Origin of the sequence: Ruegeria sp. AU67 (assembly GCF_900312795.1) — a bacterium.
Taxonomy (GTDB): Bacteria; Pseudomonadota; Alphaproteobacteria; order Rhodobacterales; family Rhodobacteraceae; genus Ruegeria; species Ruegeria atlantica.
In genome coordinates this window covers 118,383-139,542 of the sequence record NZ_OMPH01000019.1, presented here as the reverse complement: position 1 = coordinate 139,542, position 21,160 = coordinate 118,383, and the positions used below count along the sequence as shown (strand labels likewise).

General features: G+C 58.7%; 19 protein-coding genes. 11 read left to right on the top strand and 8 right to left on the bottom strand.

Annotation, left to right across the window (positions count from 1 at the left end; genetic code table 11):
* Nucleotides 1–323: 323 nt before the first annotated feature.
* Nucleotides 324–560 carry a hypothetical protein gene (locus tag DK510_RS08970; protein ID WP_058271932.1) on the top strand — a complete coding sequence of 79 codons (237 nt, stop codon included), beginning with the start codon at nt 324–326 and terminating at the stop codon, nt 558–560.
* Here DK510_RS08970 and DK510_RS08965 read toward each other — a convergent pair.
* Complete coding sequence (locus DK510_RS08965; protein ID WP_058271780.1) at nt 549–1,172, bottom strand: helix-turn-helix domain-containing protein; 624 nt, start codon at nt 1,170–1,172, stop codon at nt 549–551. The two genes, DK510_RS08970 and DK510_RS08965, sit on opposite strands and share 12 nt — an antisense overlap.
* Before the next feature lie 65 nt (nt 1,173–1,237).
* On the opposite strand from DK510_RS08965, the gene DK510_RS08960 reads away from it, so the two are divergent.
* The 6 genes from DK510_RS08960 (at nt 1,238) to DK510_RS08940 (ending at nt 7,293) form a co-directional block, all read left to right on the top strand.
* Nucleotides 1,238–2,755, top strand: coding sequence for a class I adenylate-forming enzyme family protein (locus DK510_RS08960; protein ID WP_109311781.1), 1,518 nt, complete (start codon nt 1,238–1,240; stop codon nt 2,753–2,755).
* Nucleotides 2,752–3,411, top strand: a complete 660-nt coding sequence (locus DK510_RS08955; RefSeq protein WP_109311780.1) for a DsbA family oxidoreductase — start codon at nt 2,752–2,754, stop codon at nt 3,409–3,411. Before DK510_RS08960 ends, DK510_RS08955 begins: the two co-directional genes overlap by 4 nt.
* Before the next feature lie 75 nt (nt 3,412–3,486).
* Nucleotides 3,487–4,695 carry a multidrug effflux MFS transporter gene (locus DK510_RS08950; protein WP_109311779.1) on the top strand — a complete coding sequence of 403 codons (1,209 nt, stop codon included), beginning with the start codon at nt 3,487–3,489 and terminating at the stop codon, nt 4,693–4,695.
* A 53-nt stretch (nt 4,696–4,748) separates the two neighbouring features.
* Nucleotides 4,749–4,964: a hypothetical protein gene (locus tag DK510_RS22780; protein WP_160116488.1), complete on the top strand. Its 216-nt coding sequence runs from the start codon at nt 4,749–4,751 to the stop codon at nt 4,962–4,964.
* Nucleotides 4,965–4,975: 11 nt separating this feature from the next.
* Nucleotides 4,976–6,640, top strand: coding sequence for a tetratricopeptide repeat protein (locus DK510_RS08945; RefSeq protein WP_109311778.1), 1,665 nt, complete (start codon nt 4,976–4,978; stop codon nt 6,638–6,640).
* Nucleotides 6,637–7,293 carry a hypothetical protein gene (locus tag DK510_RS08940; protein WP_109311777.1) on the top strand — a complete coding sequence of 219 codons (657 nt, stop codon included), beginning with the start codon at nt 6,637–6,639 and terminating at the stop codon, nt 7,291–7,293. The genes DK510_RS08945 and DK510_RS08940 overlap by 4 nt, the downstream gene beginning before the upstream one ends.
* Here the strand turns inward: DK510_RS08940 and mfd are convergent.
* Together mfd and DK510_RS08930 are read right to left on the bottom strand one after the other, a co-directional pair.
* Complete coding sequence (gene mfd / locus DK510_RS08935) at nt 7,290–10,748, bottom strand: transcription-repair coupling factor (protein WP_109311776.1); 3,459 nt, start codon at nt 10,746–10,748, stop codon at nt 7,290–7,292. The two genes, DK510_RS08940 and mfd, sit on opposite strands and share 4 nt — an antisense overlap.
* A gap of 19 nt (nt 10,749–10,767) precedes the next feature.
* Nucleotides 10,768–11,295: a component of SufBCD complex gene (locus DK510_RS08930; RefSeq protein WP_109311775.1), complete on the bottom strand. Its 528-nt coding sequence runs from the start codon at nt 11,293–11,295 to the stop codon at nt 10,768–10,770.
* Between the two features lie 119 nt (nt 11,296–11,414).
* Between DK510_RS08930 and hemB the strand changes: the two genes are divergently transcribed.
* The 4 genes from hemB (at nt 11,415) to DK510_RS08910 (ending at nt 16,267) form a co-directional block, all read left to right on the top strand.
* Nucleotides 11,415–12,413 carry a porphobilinogen synthase gene (gene hemB, locus DK510_RS08925; protein ID WP_109311774.1) on the top strand — a complete coding sequence of 333 codons (999 nt, stop codon included), beginning with the start codon at nt 11,415–11,417 and terminating at the stop codon, nt 12,411–12,413.
* A 142-nt stretch (nt 12,414–12,555) separates the two neighbouring features.
* Entirely contained in the window at nt 12,556–13,128 is a 573-nt protein-coding gene (locus DK510_RS08920; RefSeq protein WP_058271789.1) for a YSC84-related protein, read from the top strand.
* Between the two features lie 172 nt (nt 13,129–13,300).
* Nucleotides 13,301–15,763 (top strand): penicillin acylase family protein, encoded by a 2,463-nt coding sequence (locus DK510_RS08915; protein ID WP_109311773.1) that lies wholly within the window; start codon nt 13,301–13,303, stop codon nt 15,761–15,763.
* A gap of 108 nt (nt 15,764–15,871) precedes the next feature.
* A complete protein-coding gene (locus DK510_RS08910; RefSeq protein WP_109311772.1) occupies nt 15,872–16,267 on the top strand; it encodes a nuclear transport factor 2 family protein in 396 nt (131 codons plus the stop codon).
* Nucleotides 16,268–16,279: 12 nt separating this feature from the next.
* Here the strand turns inward: DK510_RS08910 and DK510_RS08905 are convergent, their stop codons facing one another.
* The 5 genes from DK510_RS08905 to trkA all read right to left on the bottom strand — a co-directional run bounded on the left by DK510_RS08905 (nt 16,280) and on the right by trkA (nt 21,134).
* Nucleotides 16,280–16,564, bottom strand: a complete 285-nt coding sequence (locus DK510_RS08905; RefSeq protein WP_109311771.1) for a putative quinol monooxygenase — start codon at nt 16,562–16,564, stop codon at nt 16,280–16,282.
* Nucleotides 16,565–16,582: 18 nt separating this feature from the next.
* Entirely contained in the window at nt 16,583–17,854 is a 1,272-nt protein-coding gene (hflX, locus tag DK510_RS08900) for a GTPase HflX (protein WP_108858469.1), read from the bottom strand.
* Nucleotides 17,854–18,093, bottom strand: a complete 240-nt coding sequence (gene hfq, locus DK510_RS08895; protein ID WP_005982826.1) for an RNA chaperone Hfq — start codon at nt 18,091–18,093, stop codon at nt 17,854–17,856. The genes hflX and hfq overlap by 1 nt, the downstream gene beginning before the upstream one ends.
* Nucleotides 18,094–18,219: 126 nt before the next feature.
* Nucleotides 18,220–19,758: a TrkH family potassium uptake protein gene (locus DK510_RS08890; protein ID WP_109311770.1), complete on the bottom strand. Its 1,539-nt coding sequence runs from the start codon at nt 19,756–19,758 to the stop codon at nt 18,220–18,222.
* Entirely contained in the window at nt 19,758–21,134 is a 1,377-nt protein-coding gene (trkA, locus tag DK510_RS08885; protein ID WP_109311769.1) for a Trk system potassium transporter TrkA, read from the bottom strand. The genes DK510_RS08890 and trkA overlap by 1 nt, the downstream gene beginning before the upstream one ends.
* Nucleotides 21,135–21,160: the final 26 nt, after the last annotated feature.

Below are 21,160 nucleotides of genomic sequence, written 5' to 3'. Positions count from 1 at the left end.
CTTTACTGAACGGGTTTTGGCGATATAGCTTGTACATATACTGCAGTGCGCTGCACGAATTGATTATTGCTTTGAAATTCAAAACGTAACTCTTCGTCCGGTGCGCAGCACATCGAATCTACGGACCGGCCTCCACTCACTCAAAAATCAGGTCCGTCTGCCCGTTGCGGATAGGCTGCAACGGGCACTTTCGACCCCGCCAAAAATCTATCCGCCATCCGACCCCGGGTGCGACATTTTGTCATGCCCGAACACCCCCATCACATACGTACGCTGGTTCTTGGGACGAGCGGTTTGAAACCATGAATACGGAAAGCTGTCTAATGTTGAAATGGACCGATCTGACGCAAGACTGGAGTGCAATGTATACCCGCGCCAAACGGCGCTTTCCAAACCTGCGGGATCAGGACATGGTGCGGTTAAGCCAAGACCGCAAATGTTTCGAAGCGTATCTGGCTGAACGCCATCAACTGACCATGAACGAAGCCCACGAAGAGCTTGAGGACTTTTTGTTCACGGAAGGTTTGAACCGGGAATTCAGCCGGTCGTTAAGTAAGTGATGTCACCCACAGGATCATTGCATCTTCGTCGCTGACCGAGATTACATTATGACCCATGCTCCCGTCGTAATAGGCGCTGTCGCCGCGGCGCATTTCGACTGGTTCATAAAACTCGGTATAAAGGCGCACAACACCCGTCAGGACATACAAGAACTCTTCTCCGTCGTGGCGGACCCAGCCGTCGAACTCATCCATTGACCGCGCGCGGACACGGGCCCGATAGGGCAACATCTGCTTTTTTGTCAGCGTTTCGGCCAGCAGTTCATGTTCATAGGTGGTTGTGGGATGGGCAGACCCTTCGCCCATGCGCGTCACGGCCATCCGGCCGATCACCTGGTCCCGCTGTGGCGCCGTAAACAGCTGCGGCACCGAAATCTCAAGACCGGTCGCAAGCTTTTTCAGCGCGTCATAGGTGGGCGACATTTGACCGTTTTCGATCTTGCTGAGTGTTGAACGCGCCAAACCGGCCTGCGTGGCCGCCTGTTCAAGCGTCCATTTCCGCGCTTTCCGCAGCTCGCGCACACGCGCGCCGAGGTCCAGTGGTTCAACTTCCGTATGTTCGCCCGAGTCCCGGGCAATGCGGATCAAAGATGTCTGGTCTTGGGTGCTCATGCGTCATTCTATAGGCGCAGCCCGTCGTGCTTGCAACGCAGCAGTGGTCGCGCTAGCCAGTTGCCATGCTTTCTATTTTTGATCAGGGGCCGCCGCCGGCCTGCCCGTCTCCGTTCAATCTGGCAGCGCATGTACTGCGCTGTGCGGACAGGCTTTCGGACAAGACCGCCCTGTCCGTCGTGGGTTCCACGGATGCCCGGAATTGGACGTATTGCGAGTTGCAGCAGGCCATTCTGGGCACTGGCACAGGGTTGTTGAATGCCGGTTTGGAGCCCGGCGATATCGCGTTGATGCGGCTTGGGAACACGGTCGATTTCCCGATTGCCTATCTCGGAGCGATTGCTGTCGGCATCATCCCGGTCCCAACATCATCGCAGCTGACCGAGCCGGAAACAGAGCGCATGATCAAGGATCTCAGACCTGCCGCCATTCTGCGTGACCCACAAGTTGCGTGCGCCGCGCACCCGGTTCAGATTGACCTGTCCAATTTGGCCGGAATGCGTGATCTGCCTGCTGCTGAGTTTCAAATGGGTGACCCGGAAAGGATGGCCTATGTCGTCTATACTTCGGGCACATCGGGAAAACCGAGGGCTGTGGCCCATGCCCATCGCGCCATCTGGGCGCGTCAGATGATGGTGGATGGCTGGTACGGGCTGCGTGAAACCGATCGCCTGTGTCACGCGGGCGCGTTCAACTGGACCTATACCTTAGGCACTGGTCTGATGGATCCCTGGACCATTGGCGCAACGGCTCTTATCCCCGCGCCGGGCACCGACCTGGACGCACTACCCGCCCTGCTACGCCATCATCAGGCCACCATCTTTGCTGCAGCACCGGGCGTATTCCGTAAGGTGGTGAGCTCAACAGACGACCTCGACCTACCGGAATTGCGGCATGGGTTATGCGCCGGAGAAAAACTGTCACGGCATCTGCATGAACAGTGGACGCAAGCGACCGGCACTGAACTCTACGAAGCTTATGGCATGTCCGAGTGTTCGACTTTCATTTCGTCCAGCCCGGCGCATCCAGCGCGGTCCGATGCATTGGGACAGCCGCAGCCTGGCCGCCGTGTGGCCATCCTGGGACCTGACGGTCCCGTACCTCAGGGTCAGGAAGGCACCATTGCCGTACACAGGTCCGACCCCGGCCTGATGCTGACCTATCTCAACGCCCCGGACGAGGCCGAAGCCCGGATGCAGGACGACTGGTTCCTTACCGGCGATCAAGGAGCCATGGCCGTGGATGGCCAGATCACCTATCTGGGCCGCGATGACGATATGATGAATGCAGGCGGCTATAGAGTGTCACCGGTTGAGGTCGAGGCCGCGCTGTCCCGATATCCCGGCATCGCGCAGGTCGGGGCTGCGGCAGTCGAGGTCAAACAGGACACATTTGTGATAGCAGCCTTCTATACAGGACCGGAAAAGCTGGACGACGACGCCCTGCGTACTTATGTCGAGGCAAATCTGGCGCGCTATAAGCAACCGCGCACCTTTATCCATCTGCCTGAACTGCCCACCGGCGGGAACGGGAAACTTCTGCGCCGGGCGCTGCCGGCCTATTTCAAGGCGACCAACCCATGACCGAGACCGTCAAGCTTGATATCATGTCCGACCCGATCTGCCCGTGGTGCTATATCGGCAAAACCCATCTGGACAAGGCGCTAGCGGCGATCCCGGACCATCCGTTTGTGATCGAATGGCATCCGTTCCAGTTGAACCCCGACATGCCGGATGCCGGGATGGATCGCCGCGAGTATCTCGAACGCAAGTTTGGGGGCAAGGAAGGCGCGGTGCGGGCCTATGCTCCGGTCGTTGATCATGCTGAGAGTGCAGGTCTTAAGATCGACTTCGAGGGCATGGAGCGTACGCCCAACACTCTGGACGCGCACCGTCTGATCCATTGGGCCGGGATTGAAGGCAAACAGAACGCCGTTGTCGACGCACTGTTCGATGCCTATTTCGTACAGGCCCGCGATATCGGCGATCATGAGGTTCTGGCGGATATTGCCGACAACGCGGGCATGGACGCCGCAGTCGTTCTAAAACTGCTGAAATCCGATGCCGATCGCGAGGATATCAACAACCGTGACAGCCATTCCAGGCAAATGGGCATCAGTTCTGTCCCGACGTTCATCGTTGCCAATCAACATGCCGTCCCCGGGGCGCAACCCCCTGAAATGTGGGAAAAAGTGATTGCTGAAATCAAGTCTCAACTTGAGGCTTCCCCTGCAAATTAGCACAGACCTCTGTGCAATTTGACACCTAGCGTCAACTGATTTGCCGTGATAGCGCGAACAGATCAGGAGGGCGTTATGGCTAATCGCATGTCACGGGGTGAGTTCGTAGCACTTGTCGCAATGATGTTTGCGACAATCGCGTTTTCGATCGATTCCATGTTGCCTGCACTGCCAAATATCGGCGCGCAACTCAGCCCCAACGACGTCAACAAAGCCCAGCTGATCCTGACTTCGTTTGTGTTGGGCATGGGGATTGGCACGTTTTTCACCGGTCCGCTGTCGGACGCCTTTGGCCGCAAACCAGTGATTTACGTCGGATCGGCACTGTATATCATCGCAGCGGCAGCTGCCTGGGCCAGTTCATCACTCGAAATGCTATTGGTCGCCCGTGTCTTCCAGGGGATCGGATGTGCGGCCCCGCGCGTGGTGGCCATGGCAATTATTCGCGACCTGTATTCGGGCCGCGAGATGGCGCGGATTGTATCGATTGCAATGATGATCTTCACCCTGGTACCGGCGATTGCGCCAATGCTTGGTGCCGGCGTGATCGCACTGACCGGATGGAGGGGTATCTTTGCCTCATTCATCCTGTTCTCACTGATCACCATCGTCTGGATGGGCCTGCGCCTTCCGGAACCCTTGTCGGTCGAGAACCGTCGCCCGCTGCGCCTGCCCCTTATACTGGACGCCGCGCGCCAGATGTTCACACACCCAACTGTCCGACTGTCGATCTTGGTTCAGACACTGTGTCTGGGCATGTTGTTCACCATGTTGACGATGGTTCAACCGGTCTACGATGTCATCCACGACAGTGCCGACAGTTTTCCGTTCTGGTTCGGGTTCGTGGCTTTGATGGCGGGCTCAGCCAGCCTGCTAAACGCGGCACTCGTTATTAAATTGGGCATGCGCCGGATCGTGACATGGGCGTTAGGCGCGCAGGTCCTCTTTACCACAGCCGTCATCGCCCTGAATGCGGCAGACCTTTCGCCCACGCTGTCCTTCGCCGTTTTTGTAAGCTGGCAAACGGCGGTTTTCTTTATGGCAGGCATGACTATGGGCAACCTGAACGCCATCGCGATGGAGCCTATGGGCCATATCGCGGGTATGGCAGCCTCGGTGATCGGAGCGATCTCGACCGTGTTTGCTGCCGCGATTGCGGCGCCTATCGGGCAGATGTTCGACGGGTCCATCACCCCGCTGGCTGTCGGTATCCTGGCCATGAGCGCCGCGGGCTTCGGCCTGATGCTGCATATGGGGCGGATCGAAAACAGGCTGCCAGCCTGATCTGTGCGACGGAAAAAAAGTACGCTAAACTTCCCTGAAATTATGGGGCACCAATGGCGAAGAACTTCCATCATCCCAACCCAAGGTCACGTAAACCAAGTGAGTTTGCGGGCACTTGGAAGGGTCGTGCTTACCGGCGCGGTGTCGCCAGAGCCCTATTGATAAACCTGTTGGTGTTTTTTGCGGTGTTCACGTTGGCAGTCTATGTCGTGCAGGTCCGGGAAAATGCACAGCAAAATCCCAAGGTTTGGACTTTAGGAACCCATTGAAGGGGGGATCAATGAGCGACTATTACGATCTTGGCGCATATTCCTGTCCGATAGCGACGGCTTCAACAGACGCACAGCTCTGGTTCGACCGAGGGCTGAATTGGACCTACGGCTATAACCACGACGAAGCAGTAGTGTGCTTTCAGCGCGCGCTTGAATTCGACCCCGACTGCGCGATGGCCCACTGGGGCGTGGCTTATGCCGCGGGCCCAAACTACAACCTTCCTTGGAACTTGCTGGATGACCGCGGGCAACGAAAGGCGCTGGCACTGGCCTATGATGCCACGCAGAAAGCCGTGGCTTTGGCTAAAGGGTGCAGCCCGACGGAACGGGCGCTGATCCGCGCCCTGCCCGCGCGGTATCCACAGCGCGATCCTGTCGACGACATGCATGGCTGGGATCACGATTTTGCCGCCGCGATGCGCGTGGCCTTTGCAGAGCAGTCGGATCACCTCGATCTGCGCACCATCTATGTTGAGGCGCTGCTCAACCTGACCCCCTGGCAGATGTGGGACCTGAAAACCGGTAATCCCGCTGAGGGCGCCGCGACGCTGGAAGCGCAAAAAGCCCTGGAAGACGCGATGGCAGACGATCCAGCGGCGATGTCGCATCCGGGTCTGTTGCACCTCTATGTTCATCTGATGGAGATGTCGCCAACACCGGAAAAGGCGCTGAAGGCCGGGGATATCCTGCGCACATTGGTCCCGGATGCGGGGCATTTGGTGCATATGCCAACCCATATCGACGTGTTGTGTGGGCACTATCAGAACGTCGTTCACTGGAATGAAAAGGCGACCGAGGCCGACTTGAAGTATTATGAGCGCGAAGGTGCGTTCAACATCTACACAGGCTATCGCCAGCACGACTATCATTTTGCCATCTACGGCGCGCTGTTCCTTGGCCAGATGGAACCCGCACTGCGCGCCAATCAGGGCATCTGGGACACCACCCCCGAAGAGATGCTGCGCACGGAAAGCCCGCCCATGGCGGATTTCTTCGAAAGCTACATGTCGATGGGGCCGCATATCCTGATCCGATTTGGCCGGTGGGAAGAAGCAAAGGCCCTGCCCTTGCCCGAGGATCAGGACCTCTACCGCACTGTCACCGCAACCACTCATTACGCACGTGCAATCGCCTATGCGGCCACAGGTCAGGTGGCCGAAGCAGAGGCCGAAGAGCAACTGTTCCTTGCCGCCAAGGATCGGGTTCCGGAAACCCGGCTGCTGCACAACAACCGCGTGATCGACTTGCTGGACATCGCCCGCGAAATGCTGCGGGGCGAGATTGAGTATCGCAAAGGCAATTTTAACGCTGCATTCGCCCATCTTAGGCGCTCGGTCAAATTGGACGACACGTTGCCCTACGACGAGCCTTGGGGTTGGATGCAACCCGCGCGCCACGCGCTTGGTGCGTTGTTGTACGAACAGGGCCAAGTGCCCGAGGCCGAAGCAGTGTATCGCGAAGATCTTGGGCTTGGCGGCACTCTGAGCCGCGCCTCAATCCACCCCGACAATGTCTGGAGTTTAAAGGGTCTGCATGATTGTCTGAAAGCACGCGGTGAGACAGCCGAGATCAAACTGATCAAACAACGTCTTGATCTGGCGCTTGCCCGCGCTGACCGGGCCGTCGGGGCCTCGTGTTTTTGCGCGCAGGCAGCAATGAAGGTCGCAGAATGACCCGTGCACTGCTGCTGTCTTTGTTGATTTGCGGCCCAGCCCTAGCTGACCGCCAGTCTTTTACGCCGGTCGATGAAGCAGACCGCGATCCTACCCTCGTGGCCTTTCGGGAGAGTTTGTTGGCGAGCGTGGCCGCACGGGATACCGAGGCCGTGATCGCAGCCGCTTGCTCGGACATCTACCTCAGCCATGGCGGAAATGGCGGGCCCGGGGAATTTCTTGAGTACCTCGCCCCGGAAACCAGCGACTCTCAAGAAGATCAGATCCGCCAAGCCTATTGGAGCGATCTGGAAACCACCCTGTCCCAACCGGGCTATTTCGACGACGAGGGCGAGTTTTGGATGCCGCATCAATGGCAGATCACTTTGCCTGCCTCATTGGACCCTTACGTGGCCTACTTTGTGACCGGTGAGGACGTGACCCTTCGGCAAGCTGCCGAGCCGGGCTCCCCAGCGCTGAGCCTCATCAGCCACGAGATCGTCATCGTCCCGAACTATCGCGACGGTGCCGACTATCAACCGGTGATGCTGACCGACGGCACGCGGGGATTCATGCACGGCGACTTTCTATGGCCCATGACAGGCCACCGCGCCGCATTCGTAAAATCCGACGCGGGCGAATGGCAGCTGTGCACCTTTGTCAGCGGAGACTAGGCTTTCGCCTTTTTCTTCTTCGCTGCCATGACCTTTTCCGCCAGATCGCGGGCGATGGCGAATGCGCCTTTAATCTTGTCACTGTCCTTATTCCAGTCGCGCCGCACAACGATCTTGTTGTCCTTAACCTTGGCCAAACCGCGCTGGTTCTGAATGAACTCTACCAAACCCTCCGGCGAGGCGAACTTGTCGTTGTGGAACTGGATTGTCGCACCCTTCGGCCCGCCATCCAGCTTGGCGATCCCTGCCCGCTTGCACATCGCCTTGATACGCACGACCAGCATCAGGGTGTTTACCTCTTTGGGCAGCGTGCCGAACCGGTCAATCAGTTCTGCGGCAAAGCCTTCCAATTCGACCTTGGTCGAAAGCGATGACAAGCGACGATAAAGCCCCAAACGCACATCCAGATCGGGCACGTAATCTTCGGGGATCAGAACCGGTACGCCCAGATTGATCTGTGGCGCCCATTGGTCGTCGGCTTCCGACAGGCCTTCCATCTCACCGGCTTTGATCTTGGCAATCGCCTCTTCCAGCATCGATTGATACAGCTCATAGCCGACATCGCGCATCTGGCCAGATTGTTCCTCGCCCAGCAAGTTGCCCGCACCACGAATGTCCAGATCCTGCGACGCCAGCGTGAACCCGGCCCCCAGAGTATCCAGCGAGCCCAGAACCCGCAGGCGCTTTTCGGCTGTCGCCGTCAGTTTCTGACGCGGCTTGGTGGTCAGGTACGCATAGGCACGGGTTTTAGACCGCCCTACCCGACCACGGATCTGATAAAGCTGCGCCAGCCCGAACATGTCCGCCCGGTGCACGACCATCGTGTTCGCGGTGGGAATATCAAGCCCGCTTTCGACAATCGTCGTCGCCAACAACACGTCGTATTTTCCGTCATAAAAGGCGTTCATACGATCATCGAGTTCGCCCGCCGCCATTTGCCCATGTGCCACCATATAAGTCAGTTCGGGCAGCTGTTCTTTCAGGAACTCCTCGATCTCTGGCAGGTCGGAGATACGGGGAACAACGTAAAAGCTCTGCCCGCCACGATAGTGTTCGCGCAATAGCGCCTCGCGGACAGTGACCGCGTCGAATTCGCTGACATAGGTACGAATGGCCAGACGGTCGATCGGCGGTGTGCCAATGATCGACAGATCGCGCACCCCGGTCAGTGACAGTTGCAGTGTCCGAGGGATCGGTGTGGCGGTAAGGGTCAGAACGTGAATGTCGCTGCGCAGCTGCTTAAGTCGTTCCTTGTGACCGACGCCAAAATGCTGTTCTTCGTCGATGATCAACAGGCCCAGATTGTTGAACCGGATACCCTTGGCCAGCAACGCATGGGTGCCGATCACGATGTCGACGGTCCCGCGCGCCATACCATCACGGGTCTGCTGTGCATCTTTCGCGGACACAAAGCGCGATAGCTGCCGCACCTCCAACGGGAAGCCCCGGAACCGTTCCTTGAAGCTGGCTGCATGCTGACGGGCCAGCAAGGTGGTCGGTGCGATCACGGCCACCTGAACACCGGACATCGCGGCGACAAAGGCCGCGCGCATGGCAACCTCGGTTTTGCCAAAGCCCACGTCACCACAGATCAACCGATCCATCGGCGCGCCGGAATGCATGTCCTCCATCACCTCGGAAATCGCGCGCAACTGATCATCGGTTTCCTGATATGGAAAGCGCGCGCTGAACTCCTCCCACGCGTGGGGCGGCGGATCCATGACCGGAGCTTTGCGCAATGCGCGTTCCGCAGCGATACGGATCAGCTTGTCCGCCATCTCGCGAATGCGTTCTTTCAGCTTGGCTTTCTTAGCCTGCCACGCACCTCCACCCAAGCGGTCCAGCAGACCTTCGTCATGGCCGTATTTCGACAGCAACTCGATGTTCTCGACCGGCAGATACAGCTTGGACTGTTCGGCATATTCCAGCAGCAGGCATTCATGCGCAGCACCGGCCGCCGTGACCACTTCCATCCCAATGTACCGCCCGATCCCGTGGTCGACATGCACCACCAGATCACCGGGGCTGAGCGATTGGGTTTCGGTCAAGAAATTCTCGGCCTTGCGGCGCTTCTTAGGCTGGCGGATGAGGCGGTCACCCAGCACGTCCTGCTCGGCGATCACGGTCAGACCGGGCGTTTCAAACCCGTGCTCAAGCGCCCAGACAGCCAGATGCAATCCGCGTTTGCCAATCCGGGTGCCATCGGTGACAGGGACGGCTTCGGCCAGGCCTTCATCCTCGATCAAGCCTGTTAGACGCTCTCGCGCCCCTTCAGAATAAGACGCAATCAAGACGGGCCCCTTGGCCATCTTGTCGGTGATATGGCTTGCCAAAGCACCAAACAGGCTAATGTTTTCCTGCTGCCGCTCTGGTGCGAAATTGCGGCCAATCCGCCCGCCTGCATCGATCACACCGGGACCGCTGGCCTGAGGCAGCGGGCTGAACTGCATCACCCGCCGGTCCCCGACCGCCTGCTCCCATGCGGCATCGTCCAGATAGAGCAATCCAGGTGGTGTAGGCTTATACACCGTATCCATGCGCGAACGATTTTCCAGCGCCAGACGCCGCGTTTCATACTGATCGGCAATTGTATCCCAGCGGGCAAGCCGCGTGGGTGTCACCTGATCATCCACAGTGATCGTCGCATCCGGCAGATAGTCAAACAGGGTTTCCAGCTTTTCGTGGAAGAACGGCAGCCAGTGTTCGATGCCCTGATGCTTGCGGCCCGCGCTGATCGCCTCATACAGCGGATCATCGGTGCCCGCCGCGCCAAATTCGATGCGATAGTTTTGGCGGAACCGCGTGATGGCGGCGTCATCCAGAATGACCTCGGAAACCGGAGCCAATTCGACAACATCCAGCTTTTCGGTCGTGCGTTGCGAAACCGGATCGAACCGGCGCGCGCCGTCCAGCACGTCTCCGAACAGATCCAGACGTACGGGACCGGTTTCGCCCGGTGGGAAAATGTCGATGATACCGCCGCGAACCGCGTAATCACCCGGCTCCATCACCGTCGGACTTTGGGTGAACCCCATGCGCACAAGGAAGTTCCGCAGCGCCGTTTCATCGACGCGATGGTTCACGCGGGCGGTAAAAGCAGCCTCGCGCAGCACATCCCGCGCAGGCACGCGCTGGGTCGCCGCGTTCAGCGTGGTCAGCAGAACAAACCGATCCGGCATCTGATGCACCAGTGCCGCCAAAGTCGCCACACGCGCCGCTGCTATGTCGGCGTTGGGCGACACCCGGTCATATGGCAGACAATCCCACCCCGGAAACACAAAGACCGGCATATCGGGGGCGAAGAAAGCCAGTGCGGCCCGCATCGCCTCCATCCGTTTATCGTCACGCGCGACATGGCAGACCGGCCCGCCAACGCGCACGATCTCACTCAGAACAAGCTGTGCGTCAAACCCTTCGGGAGCGCCGCCAACCGTCACATGGTTCGGAGCTGTCATCGCCTTGCCTTTCTGATTTTCATCCCCCGAGAACGCCGATCGAGACGTTCTGGTACATACCCCAAAGTGACGTGATGACAATTGAGATCATGCCGATGATCTGGGTGTAAATCCTGCAGCGCACAAGGATCTTCGACACGCTTCCGAGCACCGGCTCGATGCCTTGCAACTTGCGCGCGGCGCGAATGTTGATCAGCATCACCAAACTCACCGGGAACAGCAACAAAAACACGGCCTGTGCAAATTCAACGCCATAATAGAAACCCAGCATCGCAAGCCCGGTAAAAAAGAAACAGCTCAAGGCAAGAATAACCAGGCCTGACATATCAACGATGTACAGCATCCTGTTACGGTTGATCCTTACGATATCCAGCAGGTCCTGCTCGGACTGACCGCCAACACGACGGGCACGCACAAGCAGATCGTAGGGAACCCCCATCGCCCAGTGGCTGGCCGACGACCAGAGCACCGCCAACACAATCCAGTACCACAGATTCGAAAAGCTGCGCATGTCGATGAGTTCGAAAATCGAAGAGTGCAAATCCACGCATCAGCCCTTTGTTCATTGTCCTTGGGGCGTTCTTCGCGCAGGCGCGTCCAATGTTACCCTTGAGACCATCGGGAATTCATGCCACCCAATGCACGATTATTCAAGGAGAGCGCGACATGAAACCGACCATCGCCCCCTACCCCCTTACGCGATTTCGCCGGGCGCGCCAATCCGATGCCATTCGTGGGTTGGTAAGGGAAAACACGCTGACGACAGACGATCTGATCTGGCCGGTTTTTGTGCGCGATGGTGAAGGCATTGAAGAACCCGTACCTTCGATGCCCGGCGTTGTGCGGCGCTCGGTCGATCTGATCGCCAAGGCCGCAGTTGAGGCACAGGCTATGGGCATCCCGGCGATCTGTATCTTTCCTTATACTGATCCCAGCCTGAAAACCGAAGATTGCGCCGAGGCGTGGAACCCAGACAATCTGTCGAACCGGGCCATTCGGGCGATCAAATCTGCGGCCCCCGATATCGCCGTGATGACCGACGTGGCGCTGGATCCATATAACATCAATGGCCATGACGGCTATGTCGTGGATGGCGAGATCGTGAACGATCAGACCGTCGAGGCATTGGTCAAAATGACACTGGCGCAGGCTGAGGCCGGGGCCGACATCATTGGACCCTCAGACATGATGGATGGCCGCATCGGCGCAATGCGCCGCGCGCTTGAGGCTGCAGGGCACCACAACGTGATGATCCTCAGCTATGCCGCTAAATATGCCAGCGCATTCTACGGCCCCTTCCGCGATGCAGTGGGCGCGTCAGGTGCGCTGACCGGAGACAAGAAGACCTACCAGATGGACCCGGCCAATTCGAACGAGGCGCTGCGCCTGATCGAGCGTGACCTGACAGAAGGCGCAGACATGGTGATGATCAAACCAGGCATGCCCTATCTGGATATCTGTCGCCGCGTGAAAGACACGTTTGGCGCGCCAACCTATGCCTATCAGGTGTCCGGTGAATACGCGATGATACAGGCAGCTGCGCAGAACGGCTGGATTGATGGTGAGAAGGTCATGCTGGAAAGCCTGCTGGCCTTCAAACGTGCGGGTTGCGACGGAATCCTGACCTACTTTGCACCGCAGGTTGCTCGCGTTCTTCAAGGCTAAAACCCCGGGCGGTCGCGATTTTTCGCCGATTGTGAACGCTGTTGGGCCAGCTTTCCCGTGACACACAGGCGCAATCGGCGTATTCTTGCACACAAGATCGGGAACACCCGACACTTCAGGCAGTTTATACAGAGAAAAAAACATGAGCAGTTCCAACTCTCCCCGACTAAACCGTCGTGGCTTTGCGCTTGGCATGGCCGGGCTCACACTGACCGCAGCATGCGGAAACGGTGTAGGCAATTCCAATGCGGCCCAGATCGACGCCCGTGTGAACGTGACGCTGAACGAAATGTTCAGCAAGTACCCCAACACCGTCGAGATCGCCAACAAAGCTGACGGCATGCTGGTGATGCCACTAATCACCGAGGCCGGGTTCATCTTTGGCGGTGCCTATGGCCAGGGCGCGCTGCGCATTAACGGCGCAACGGTCGACTATTACTCGGCCCTATCCGGCAGTGCTGGTCTACAGATCGGCGCGCAACAATATGCGCACGTCCTGTTCTTCATGACCCAGGACGCACTGGATGACTTCCGTCGTTCCAGCGGTTGGACCGCAGGGGCGGATATCGGCTATGTCGTCGATGCGACCGGCGACTCGCTCTCGACCGACACAACCCAATTGCGTAAGCCCGTATTGGCCGCCGTTTTCGGACAGGCCGGCCTGAAATTCGGCGCGACCGTCGAAGGCACCAAGTACACGCGCATTATCCCCTGATACCGAATACCACCCCCCCTTTGCCACGGACCCCGCCACATGTTCAAAACCATGTGGCGGGGTTTTTCATCTCAACATGTTAACTCAACGTTCGCGCGGCGTTCCTCTTTCGGTTACCCGGTCCTTCCAGTAGGGTTCAGCCAGTAATTTCTTATGGGGATATGGGGCGTTCATGGGTCTTGTCTTTCGCTGGCTGGTTCGGATTGCTACGGGTCTGGTCCTGCTGGCCGTCGCGGCTGTAGGCCTTGTCTACTTTCTCGCCAGCCAGTCCCTGCCGGATTATGACCAGACCGTCCAAGTCAGCGGGCTGCGTGCGCCGGTCGAGATCGTGCGTGACACCGCCAATGTTCCGCATATTCTGGCCGAAAGCGACCCTGACGTATTCTTTGGCCTGGGCTATGCCCATGCGCAGGATCGCCTGTGGCAGATGACCGTGATGCGACGCACTGCGCAGGGCCGTTTATCCGAAGTGTTCGGCAAGCGCACTGTCCCTATCGACAAGCTCTTGCGCCGTTTTGACCTTTACAGTCTTGCCCACCGCTCGGTCGAGGTGCAGGACGATTACACCAAAGCTGCGCTGCGCGCTTATTCTGCGGGCGTCAATGCCCGGCTGGATGAGATCAATGAGAACGCATTGGGACGCGGCGCGCCCGAGATGTTCCTTTTCAACGCATCTGTATCGCCGTGGCAGCCCGGCGACAGCATTGCGATCATCAAACTGATGAGCCTGCAACTGTCTGGCCATTTGAAAGATGAGGTCCTGCGCGCCCGCACATCCCTGATGCTGAACGATCCAAAGCGGCTGGCCGATATCCTGCCAGACGTACCGGGCGCGGGTATTGCGGCGCTGCCGGAATATGCGTCTTTGTTCCCAGAACTGCCGCGCTATGCCGAAGGCACGCCAATGCCCGACACGCCGCTGTCACCATTCCCTAAACGCGGCTTGGCCGGGGCGTCGAACGCGTGGTCGGCCGCGCCCTCGCGTTCCGCGATCGGAGGCACCCTGCTGTCCAATGACCCCCATCTGGGTCTGACCGCACCGGGCATTTGGTACCTGGCACGGCTTGAGCTTGCCAAAGGCGGTGTTATCGGCGCGACCATTCCGGGCGTTCCGGCGATCATGACGGGCCGCAGTGATAGGTTGGGCTGGGGCCTGACCTCGTCTTACCTGGACGATCAGGATGTCCACATCGAACAGCTGAACCCGGAAAACCCAGAAGAATACCTGTCGCCTGATGGTTTCAAACGGTTTCGCTCGCGCCCCTCGATCATCGAGATCAAAGACGAAGCTCCCATCACCCTGACTCTGCGCTGGACCGAGAACGGACCCGTCTTGCCCGGTAGCCATTACGATCTGGAAACGATCACCCCGCCCGGGCACGTTGCCTCATTGGCCTGGACCGCACTTAGCCCGCGCGACACGTCGATGACGGCTTCGATGGCATTAATGAATTCGGACAGTGTGCGCGAAGCCATCGACGTGGCCGAACTGTTCATTGCGCCGTCGCAAAACCTGTCGCTGGTCGACAAGGACACGATCGGCATGAAGCTGATCGGCGCAATGCCTGGCCGAGACATTCGCAACCAAAGCCGCGGCCGTATCCCAACGCCCGGTTGGTTGGCCGAGAACCTGTGGCAAGGCCGCTTGCCTTATGCAAACAACCCCGAATTCGTGACGCCAGCAGGCGGGATTCTGGGCAATACAAACAACAAGATCATCGACCGCCCCTTTCCCAACCACGTCTCATACGAATGGGGCGACACCCAAAGGGTGCACCGTTGGGAACGCCTGATGCAATCGCGCGAGGTTCACACCCGCGACAGCTTTATCGAAGCGCAACTTGATACCGTCAGCTTTACCGCCCGTTCACTTCTGCCGCTAATCGGCGCCGATCTTTGGTTTACCGGAGCCTCTGCGCCCGAGGGCACACCGGAACGCCAGCGTCAGGTCGCGCTGGCCCTGCTGGCCGAGTGGAACGGTGAGATGAACGAGCACCTGCCTGAACCGCTGATCTATGCCGCATGGTTGCGCGCGCTGCAAATCCGGCTGATCTCGGACGAGCTGGGGCCGCTGGCGGCCGAATACAAACATGTTGAGCCGCTGTTCATCGAACGGGTGTACCGCGATATCGACGGCGCGTCGGTCTGGTGCGACGTGCGTCAGAGCGCACCCGTGGAAACCTGTACCGACATGGCACGACTGGCGCTGGACGATGCGCTGATCTGGATCAGCGAGAAATACGGTGGTTCGCTGGAATCCCTGCGCTGGGGAGACGCCCATCAGGCCACGCATGACCACCCGGTTCTGGGCACGGTTCCCGTTCTGCGGTTCTTCGTCAACATCCGCCAATCCACCAGCGGCGGCGACAACACCCTGCTGCGCGGGCGGACATCGGGCGAAGGGCCCAACCCTTTCCAAAACGTCCACGGTGCGGGATATCGCGGTGTCTATGATTTTGCCGATCCCAACAGCTCGGTCTTTATCACGGCAACGGGTCAGTCGGGTCATTTCCTGTCGCGCTACTACGACGATCAGGCCCAGCTTTGGCGGCGAGGTGAGTATATCCCCATGTCACTGGACATGGATCTGGCCCGCGCGGCAGCGGTCGGTGTAACCAACCTGACCCCGCGCTGATTTCACTGCTTCGGCAGGACCTTGCCCCTTTTGCAAGCTGCCGTGGACGCGCGCAGGTGTTTTCGCCTACGATCTGCAAGCCGACAATTCGGGACCTTGGGGGTACAGATGGCCAGTATTCGGGATATGATGAACAATCTCGCGCGCGATTACGCAATCGCGTGGAGCTCGGGCGACCCAGAGGCCGTTGCCGGCTTTTTTGCACCCGACGGGCAGATCACGATCAACCGGGGTGAACCAATTGTCGGCCGTGCCGCCGTCGCAGACATGGCGCGCGGATTCTACGCCGACTTCCCGGATCTGGAAGTGCGCTGCGACATGCTGCGTTGGGCCGGATCACACGCGATTTTTGTCTGGACGCTGGAAGGCCATCACTCAGAGACCGGCAACCACGTCGTCACGCGTGGTTGGGAAGAATGGGAATTGACCGCTGACAACAAGGTGCAAACGTCGCTGGGTTGGTTCGATGCTGACGAATATCAGCGCCAGATAGACGGGCAGTAGCGGACGCCCCGCCTAAACGCGCGTGATCTGGTAGTCGCGCGGAATGCCTTCTGTCACCTTGAACCAGGTCGAGGCTTTGGTTCGCGCTTGATGGGCGTCAAAGGCCGCTTGGTTTTCAAAAATTTCGTGTACGTTGAACCGACCGGGAATATCCGCGTTTTCTGTAACGTCGAATGTGATGCAACCCGGTTCGGCCCGAGTCAGGGCGATGTGGTCCGGCAACGCCTCCCGCACCTGTGTGACACGGTCGGCAGGCACCGAAATATGACCACGCAGAACCACCTTAACTTTTGCCATCGTGACCTCGCTTATCGATCAAAGCGCGGCGAACTGCGCCGCTTGCTTGTCGGTCCACAATACGGTGATCTGAAATCCGTCATCCGTCTGCTCTTCGGATTGCACGACATCCTGACGGAACAGCCACGCACGCTTGTTGCCTTCGGCAAACGCCAGCGTCAGAACTGTCTCGTGCCGAACCCCTTGCAAATTAACCGCGATCTCGGCCAGCAATGGTTCGATGCCTTCGCCCGTCACGGCGGAAATGGCAAAGATCGACGGGTCGCGGTCGGCCCGGGCAAACGTGGCCTCGCGCTCATCTTCGTTCAACAGGTCGATTTTGTTCCAGACCTCAAGCCGGGGCCGTTCATCATCAACGCCCAACGAGGTCAAAATGGTTTCGACATCCCGGGCTTGCGCCTCGGTGTCTTCATGGCTGATGTCACGCACATGCACGACGATATCTGCGCCCAAAACCTCTTCAAGTGTGGCGCGGAAGGCCGCGACCAGTTCGGTCGGCAAGTTCGAAATGAACCCCACCGTGTCCGACAGAATCACCTCGGGACCATCGGGCAGTTCAACCCGCCGCATGGTCGGATCCAGCGTGGCAAACAGCATGTCCTTTGCCATTACCTCGGCCCCGGTGAGGCGATTGAACAAAGTTGATTTACCGGCGTTCGTATAGCCCACCAGCGCAACAATCGGATACGGCACCTTTGCCCGAGCAGCACGGTGCAAGGTCCGGGTCTTGATTACCTTCTGCAATTGACGGCGCAGGCGCACAAGCTGATCGTCGATCGCCCTTCGGTCAGCCTCGATCTGGGTTTCACCGGGACCACCGACAAACCCCAATCCACCCCGCTGACGTTCAAGGTGGGTCCAGGCGCGAACCAGACGCGTACGCTGATAGCTGAGCGCGGCCATCTCGACTTGCAGCACACCTTCACGGGTACGAGCGCGGTCGCTGAAAATCTCCAAAATCAACCCGGTCCGATCGAGGATTTTAACCTTCCAAGCCTTTTCCAGATTGCGCTGCTGAACTGGAGTCACGGGACCATCGATCAGAACCAGCTCGACCTCGGCGTCATGAAACCGTTCGCCCAGCTCCTCGATCTTGCCGGTCCCGAACAACAGGCCTGGCTGGGCACGTGGCAGACGCACAATATCGGACCCGATCACATCCAGATCGGGCAAAGCGGCAGCCAGTGCCACCGCCTCTTCCAACGCCGGTCCAGGGACACGGCGCTGTTCATCTGATTTGATTTCCGGATGCAGCACCCAAGCCCGGGTGCGCGTCCTGTCGTGTTCCATCAAGAGGCGTCTTCGCCCTCATACAGGTTGATCGGCTGCGACGGCATGATCGTTGAAATTGCGTGTTTGTAGACCAGCTGCGACTGTCCGTCGCGGCGCAACAATACGCAGAAATTGTCGAACCAGGTGATGACACCCTGCAATTTCACACCGTTAATCAGGAAAATTGTGACCGGGACCTTTGCTTTCCGTACATTATTCAGGAACGCGTCCTGCAGATTCTGTCTGTCCGAAGCCATATTATTATAATCTCGCCATTGTTCTTGCTACGCGCTGCGGACCAACGCGCTCCCTCTGGCAGAGTATGGAGTGTCGTTAACCGATATTCCAGATGAAAAATAAGGTGTCGGCAAAGGTGAGGATTCTTAGTCTCGCCAGAGGGTTGGCGTAATCAGCGCAATGATCGCCAAAGTTTCCAACCGTCCGATCACCATCGCTGCACACATGGTCAGCTTTGCGCCCCAGGGCAAATCGACCAGACGGATGGGAACATCGGTGGCCAGTTCAATCAACGGCCCGGTGGTGCTGAGCGCCGCGACGCTGAGGACCATCGCCTGTTCAAACCCCGACCCCATCGCGGCCAGCAGCAGATTGAACAGTGCTGCGGTCAAGGCAAACATCATCAGGAAGATCCAGGCGATAAAGGCCCCGTCGCTTTGAATGCGACGGTTACCGCCGCCAATGCCACTAACGGATGAGGGATAGATCAACCGATCAATCTCGCGCGCGCCATTGAGGTACAGGGCAAAGACCCGCAACAGTTTGACCCCGCCCGCCGTTGTGGCCACCCCTCCTCCGATCAGGGCGAGGCCCATCAGGATCAGCCCGGGGGTGCCAAGGCCGGACAATTGCTGCGCATCGTTCCAGTTTGCGCTTTCGAATCCGGCTGTGGTCAGGAAAGACAACGCCGTAAAGATCATGCCCCAGATCACGCTAAGTGCCTGAAGCGGTTCCAACTGATTGCCGATTTCCAGAACGCCGGCCCAGACGCGCGCGAACAACAGTGCCGCGACGACACCCACAATCATCAGGCCAATCCGGAATTCGGGGTCTTGGTCCAGCCGGGAATAGCCTGTGGTTGCCGTATCGGTCGAAAAGGTCAGCCGCGACAAGGCGAAGAACAGGAATAGAAACAGGATCGCCTCGCCCGTTATTCCGGCCTGCGCCCCCTCCAGCCCGCCGACCGGAGATATCCCCGACGTGGCCATGGTTGACATGGCGTGACACACGGCAGTCAAACCGTTTTCGCCAGCGATCAGTAGCAATATCCAAATGGTTGCGGTCAGACCGGTATAGACTGGTGTCAAGGTCCGGGTCACACGGATCAGACGGCCGCGGGGGTCGACCTCTTCGCTTTGTGCGACGCCCGACACCGGGCGACCGGGCTGGCCGCGCGCCGTAATCTCGAACCCGCCCAGCGACAAGGGCGCCAGAATTGCGGCGGCAGCAATCCACATCAGCAAGCCGCCCATCCAGCCGACCAAAGCACGCCACAGGTGCAGCGGCTCGGTCAGGCGATCCGGGTCCGGAAACAGATCTGCACCTGTGGTGGTCACAGCGCTGACCATATCGAAATACGCATTCAAAAAGGTGGTGGTGCCCAAGGCATCATGCAGCGGAATCGCCAGAAACAGCGGCAAAACGGTAAAACACCCCAACAACACCGCCAGTTGCCCCAGCGTCCCACGTCGCGGCACGCGGTTTGATGCTGCCACAGCAATCGTGGACACCACGAACAACCCCAGAAGGCCGGAATAGAAAAACGATCGCGACGTGTCGTGATCATCCAAGGCCAGCGCGTAAATCGCCGGAATCCACATCGACAGCGCGGTGATTCCCCAGATTAACAGAAACAGCGGCAACCGCTGTATCAAAGTGATCTGTTGTCTCAGAGCGCGCGCCATCAGAAGAAATCGATTGAAACCTGCATCAGGCGCTCGACCTCGGGCACGTCCTTGGCCATCGCAAAGATCGCCACCACGTCCTTTTCGTCGATCCGCAGGCTGCCTGTCGGGCGCAAAAGCTCATCGCCTTTTCGTACAGCACCCACCAGAACGCCTTCGGGAAAATCGATATCCCGCAGCTTCTGCCCGGCCATGGGCGAGGTCGACAGCACCTCGGCCTCGATCACTTCTGCCTCGGCATCCCCGATAGAATACACCTGCCGCACCCGCCCGTGGCGAATATGGCGCAGGATCGAGCTGACAGTGGTTGCACGCGGGTTGATATAGGCGTCGATCCCCAGTGGGCCCATCAGGGCAACCATGCTGGGATCATTGATCAAGGCAATTGCCAAGGCACAACCTTCGGCCTTGGCCCGTACCGCAGCCAGCATGTTGGCGCGGTCGTCATCGGTGACCGCCAGCATCGCGTCGGCGCGTTCGATCCCGGCCTCGCGCAACAAGGCGGCATCAAGCCCGTCGCCATTCAGGACAATCGTCCGCTCCAGTGTTTCGGCGGCTATTTCAGCGCTTTGGCGATCACGCTCGATCACCTTGGCACGCACACGGCTTTCACGTTCTTCCAGCGTTCGGGCAACTTCCAGACCGACATTGCCGCCGCCCACAATTACCACGCGGTCCTGCTTTTTGTGGGTCTTGCCGAAAACCTCCATCGTGCGGTCCACGTCTTTGACATTGGTAAAGACATAGCATTCGTCGCCGACAAACAGCTGATCTTCGGATTCAGGCGCAAACAGCGTGCCATCGCGCCGAACTCCGACAACGATTGAGCTGAGCGTCGAAAACAGGTCCGTGAGCTGCCGCAGAGGTGTGTTCACGATGGGGCAATCTTCGTCGATACGGATGCCCAGAAGCTGCGCCTGTCCATCCATGAACATCTCAGTATCAAAGGCGGACGGGGCCGAAAGGCGGCGCATGGCAGCGGCTGCGACTTCGCGTTCAGGGCTAATCACGACGTCGATGGGCAAGTGGTCACGACGGAACAGATCCGAATGGATCGCCTGCAAATACGATTTCGCCCGCAACCGCGCGATCTTGCGCTGGATGGAAAAGATCGAATGCGCCATCTGACAGGTGACCATATTCACCTCGTCCGAATGGGTCGCTGCGATGATCATATCGGCATCACGCGCGCCTGCACGCTCAAGCACGTCAGGATAGCTTGCAAACCCAGCAATCCCCTGAACATCCAGCGTTTCCGTTGCCCGACGCACCAGATCGGGATTGTTGTCCACCACCGTTACGTCATTCAGTTCGCCCGACAAGTGACGTGCGATCTGCCAGCCGACCTGACCGGCACCGCATATGATGACCTTCATGTTTCTGGCCCTTCTGCCTGAAATCC

Coding starts and splice junctions, on each gene's coding strand:
- DK510_RS08970 (WP_058271932.1), top strand. CDS start 324: ATGTTGAAATGGACCGATCTGACGCAAGACTGGAGTGCAATGTATACC.
- DK510_RS08965 (WP_058271780.1), bottom strand. CDS start 1,172: ATGAGCACCCAAGACCAGACATCTTTGATCCGCATTGCCCGGGACTCG.
- DK510_RS08960 (WP_109311781.1), top strand. CDS start 1,238: ATGCTTTCTATTTTTGATCAGGGGCCGCCGCCGGCCTGCCCGTCTCCG.
- DK510_RS08955 (WP_109311780.1), top strand. CDS start 2,752: ATGACCGAGACCGTCAAGCTTGATATCATGTCCGACCCGATCTGCCCG.
- DK510_RS08950 (WP_109311779.1), top strand. CDS start 3,487: ATGGCTAATCGCATGTCACGGGGTGAGTTCGTAGCACTTGTCGCAATG.
- DK510_RS22780 (WP_160116488.1), top strand. CDS start 4,749: ATGGCGAAGAACTTCCATCATCCCAACCCAAGGTCACGTAAACCAAGT.
- DK510_RS08945 (WP_109311778.1), top strand. CDS start 4,976: ATGAGCGACTATTACGATCTTGGCGCATATTCCTGTCCGATAGCGACG.
- DK510_RS08940 (WP_109311777.1), top strand. CDS start 6,637: ATGACCCGTGCACTGCTGCTGTCTTTGTTGATTTGCGGCCCAGCCCTA.
- mfd (WP_109311776.1), bottom strand. CDS start 10,748: ATGACAGCTCCGAACCATGTGACGGTTGGCGGCGCTCCCGAAGGGTTT.
- hemB (WP_109311774.1), top strand. CDS start 11,415: ATGAAACCGACCATCGCCCCCTACCCCCTTACGCGATTTCGCCGGGCG.
- DK510_RS08920 (WP_058271789.1), top strand. CDS start 12,556: ATGAGCAGTTCCAACTCTCCCCGACTAAACCGTCGTGGCTTTGCGCTT.
- DK510_RS08915 (WP_109311773.1), top strand. CDS start 13,301: ATGGGTCTTGTCTTTCGCTGGCTGGTTCGGATTGCTACGGGTCTGGTC.
- DK510_RS08910 (WP_109311772.1), top strand. CDS start 15,872: ATGGCCAGTATTCGGGATATGATGAACAATCTCGCGCGCGATTACGCA.
- DK510_RS08905 (WP_109311771.1), bottom strand. CDS start 16,564: ATGGCAAAAGTTAAGGTGGTTCTGCGTGGTCATATTTCGGTGCCTGCC.
- hflX (WP_108858469.1), bottom strand. CDS start 17,854: ATGGAACACGACAGGACGCGCACCCGGGCTTGGGTGCTGCATCCGGAA.
- hfq (WP_005982826.1), bottom strand. CDS start 18,093: ATGGCTTCGGACAGACAGAATCTGCAGGACGCGTTCCTGAATAATGTA.
- DK510_RS08890 (WP_109311770.1), bottom strand. CDS start 19,758: ATGGCGCGCGCTCTGAGACAACAGATCACTTTGATACAGCGGTTGCCG.
- trkA (WP_109311769.1), bottom strand. CDS start 21,134: ATGAAGGTCATCATATGCGGTGCCGGTCAGGTCGGCTGGCAGATCGCA.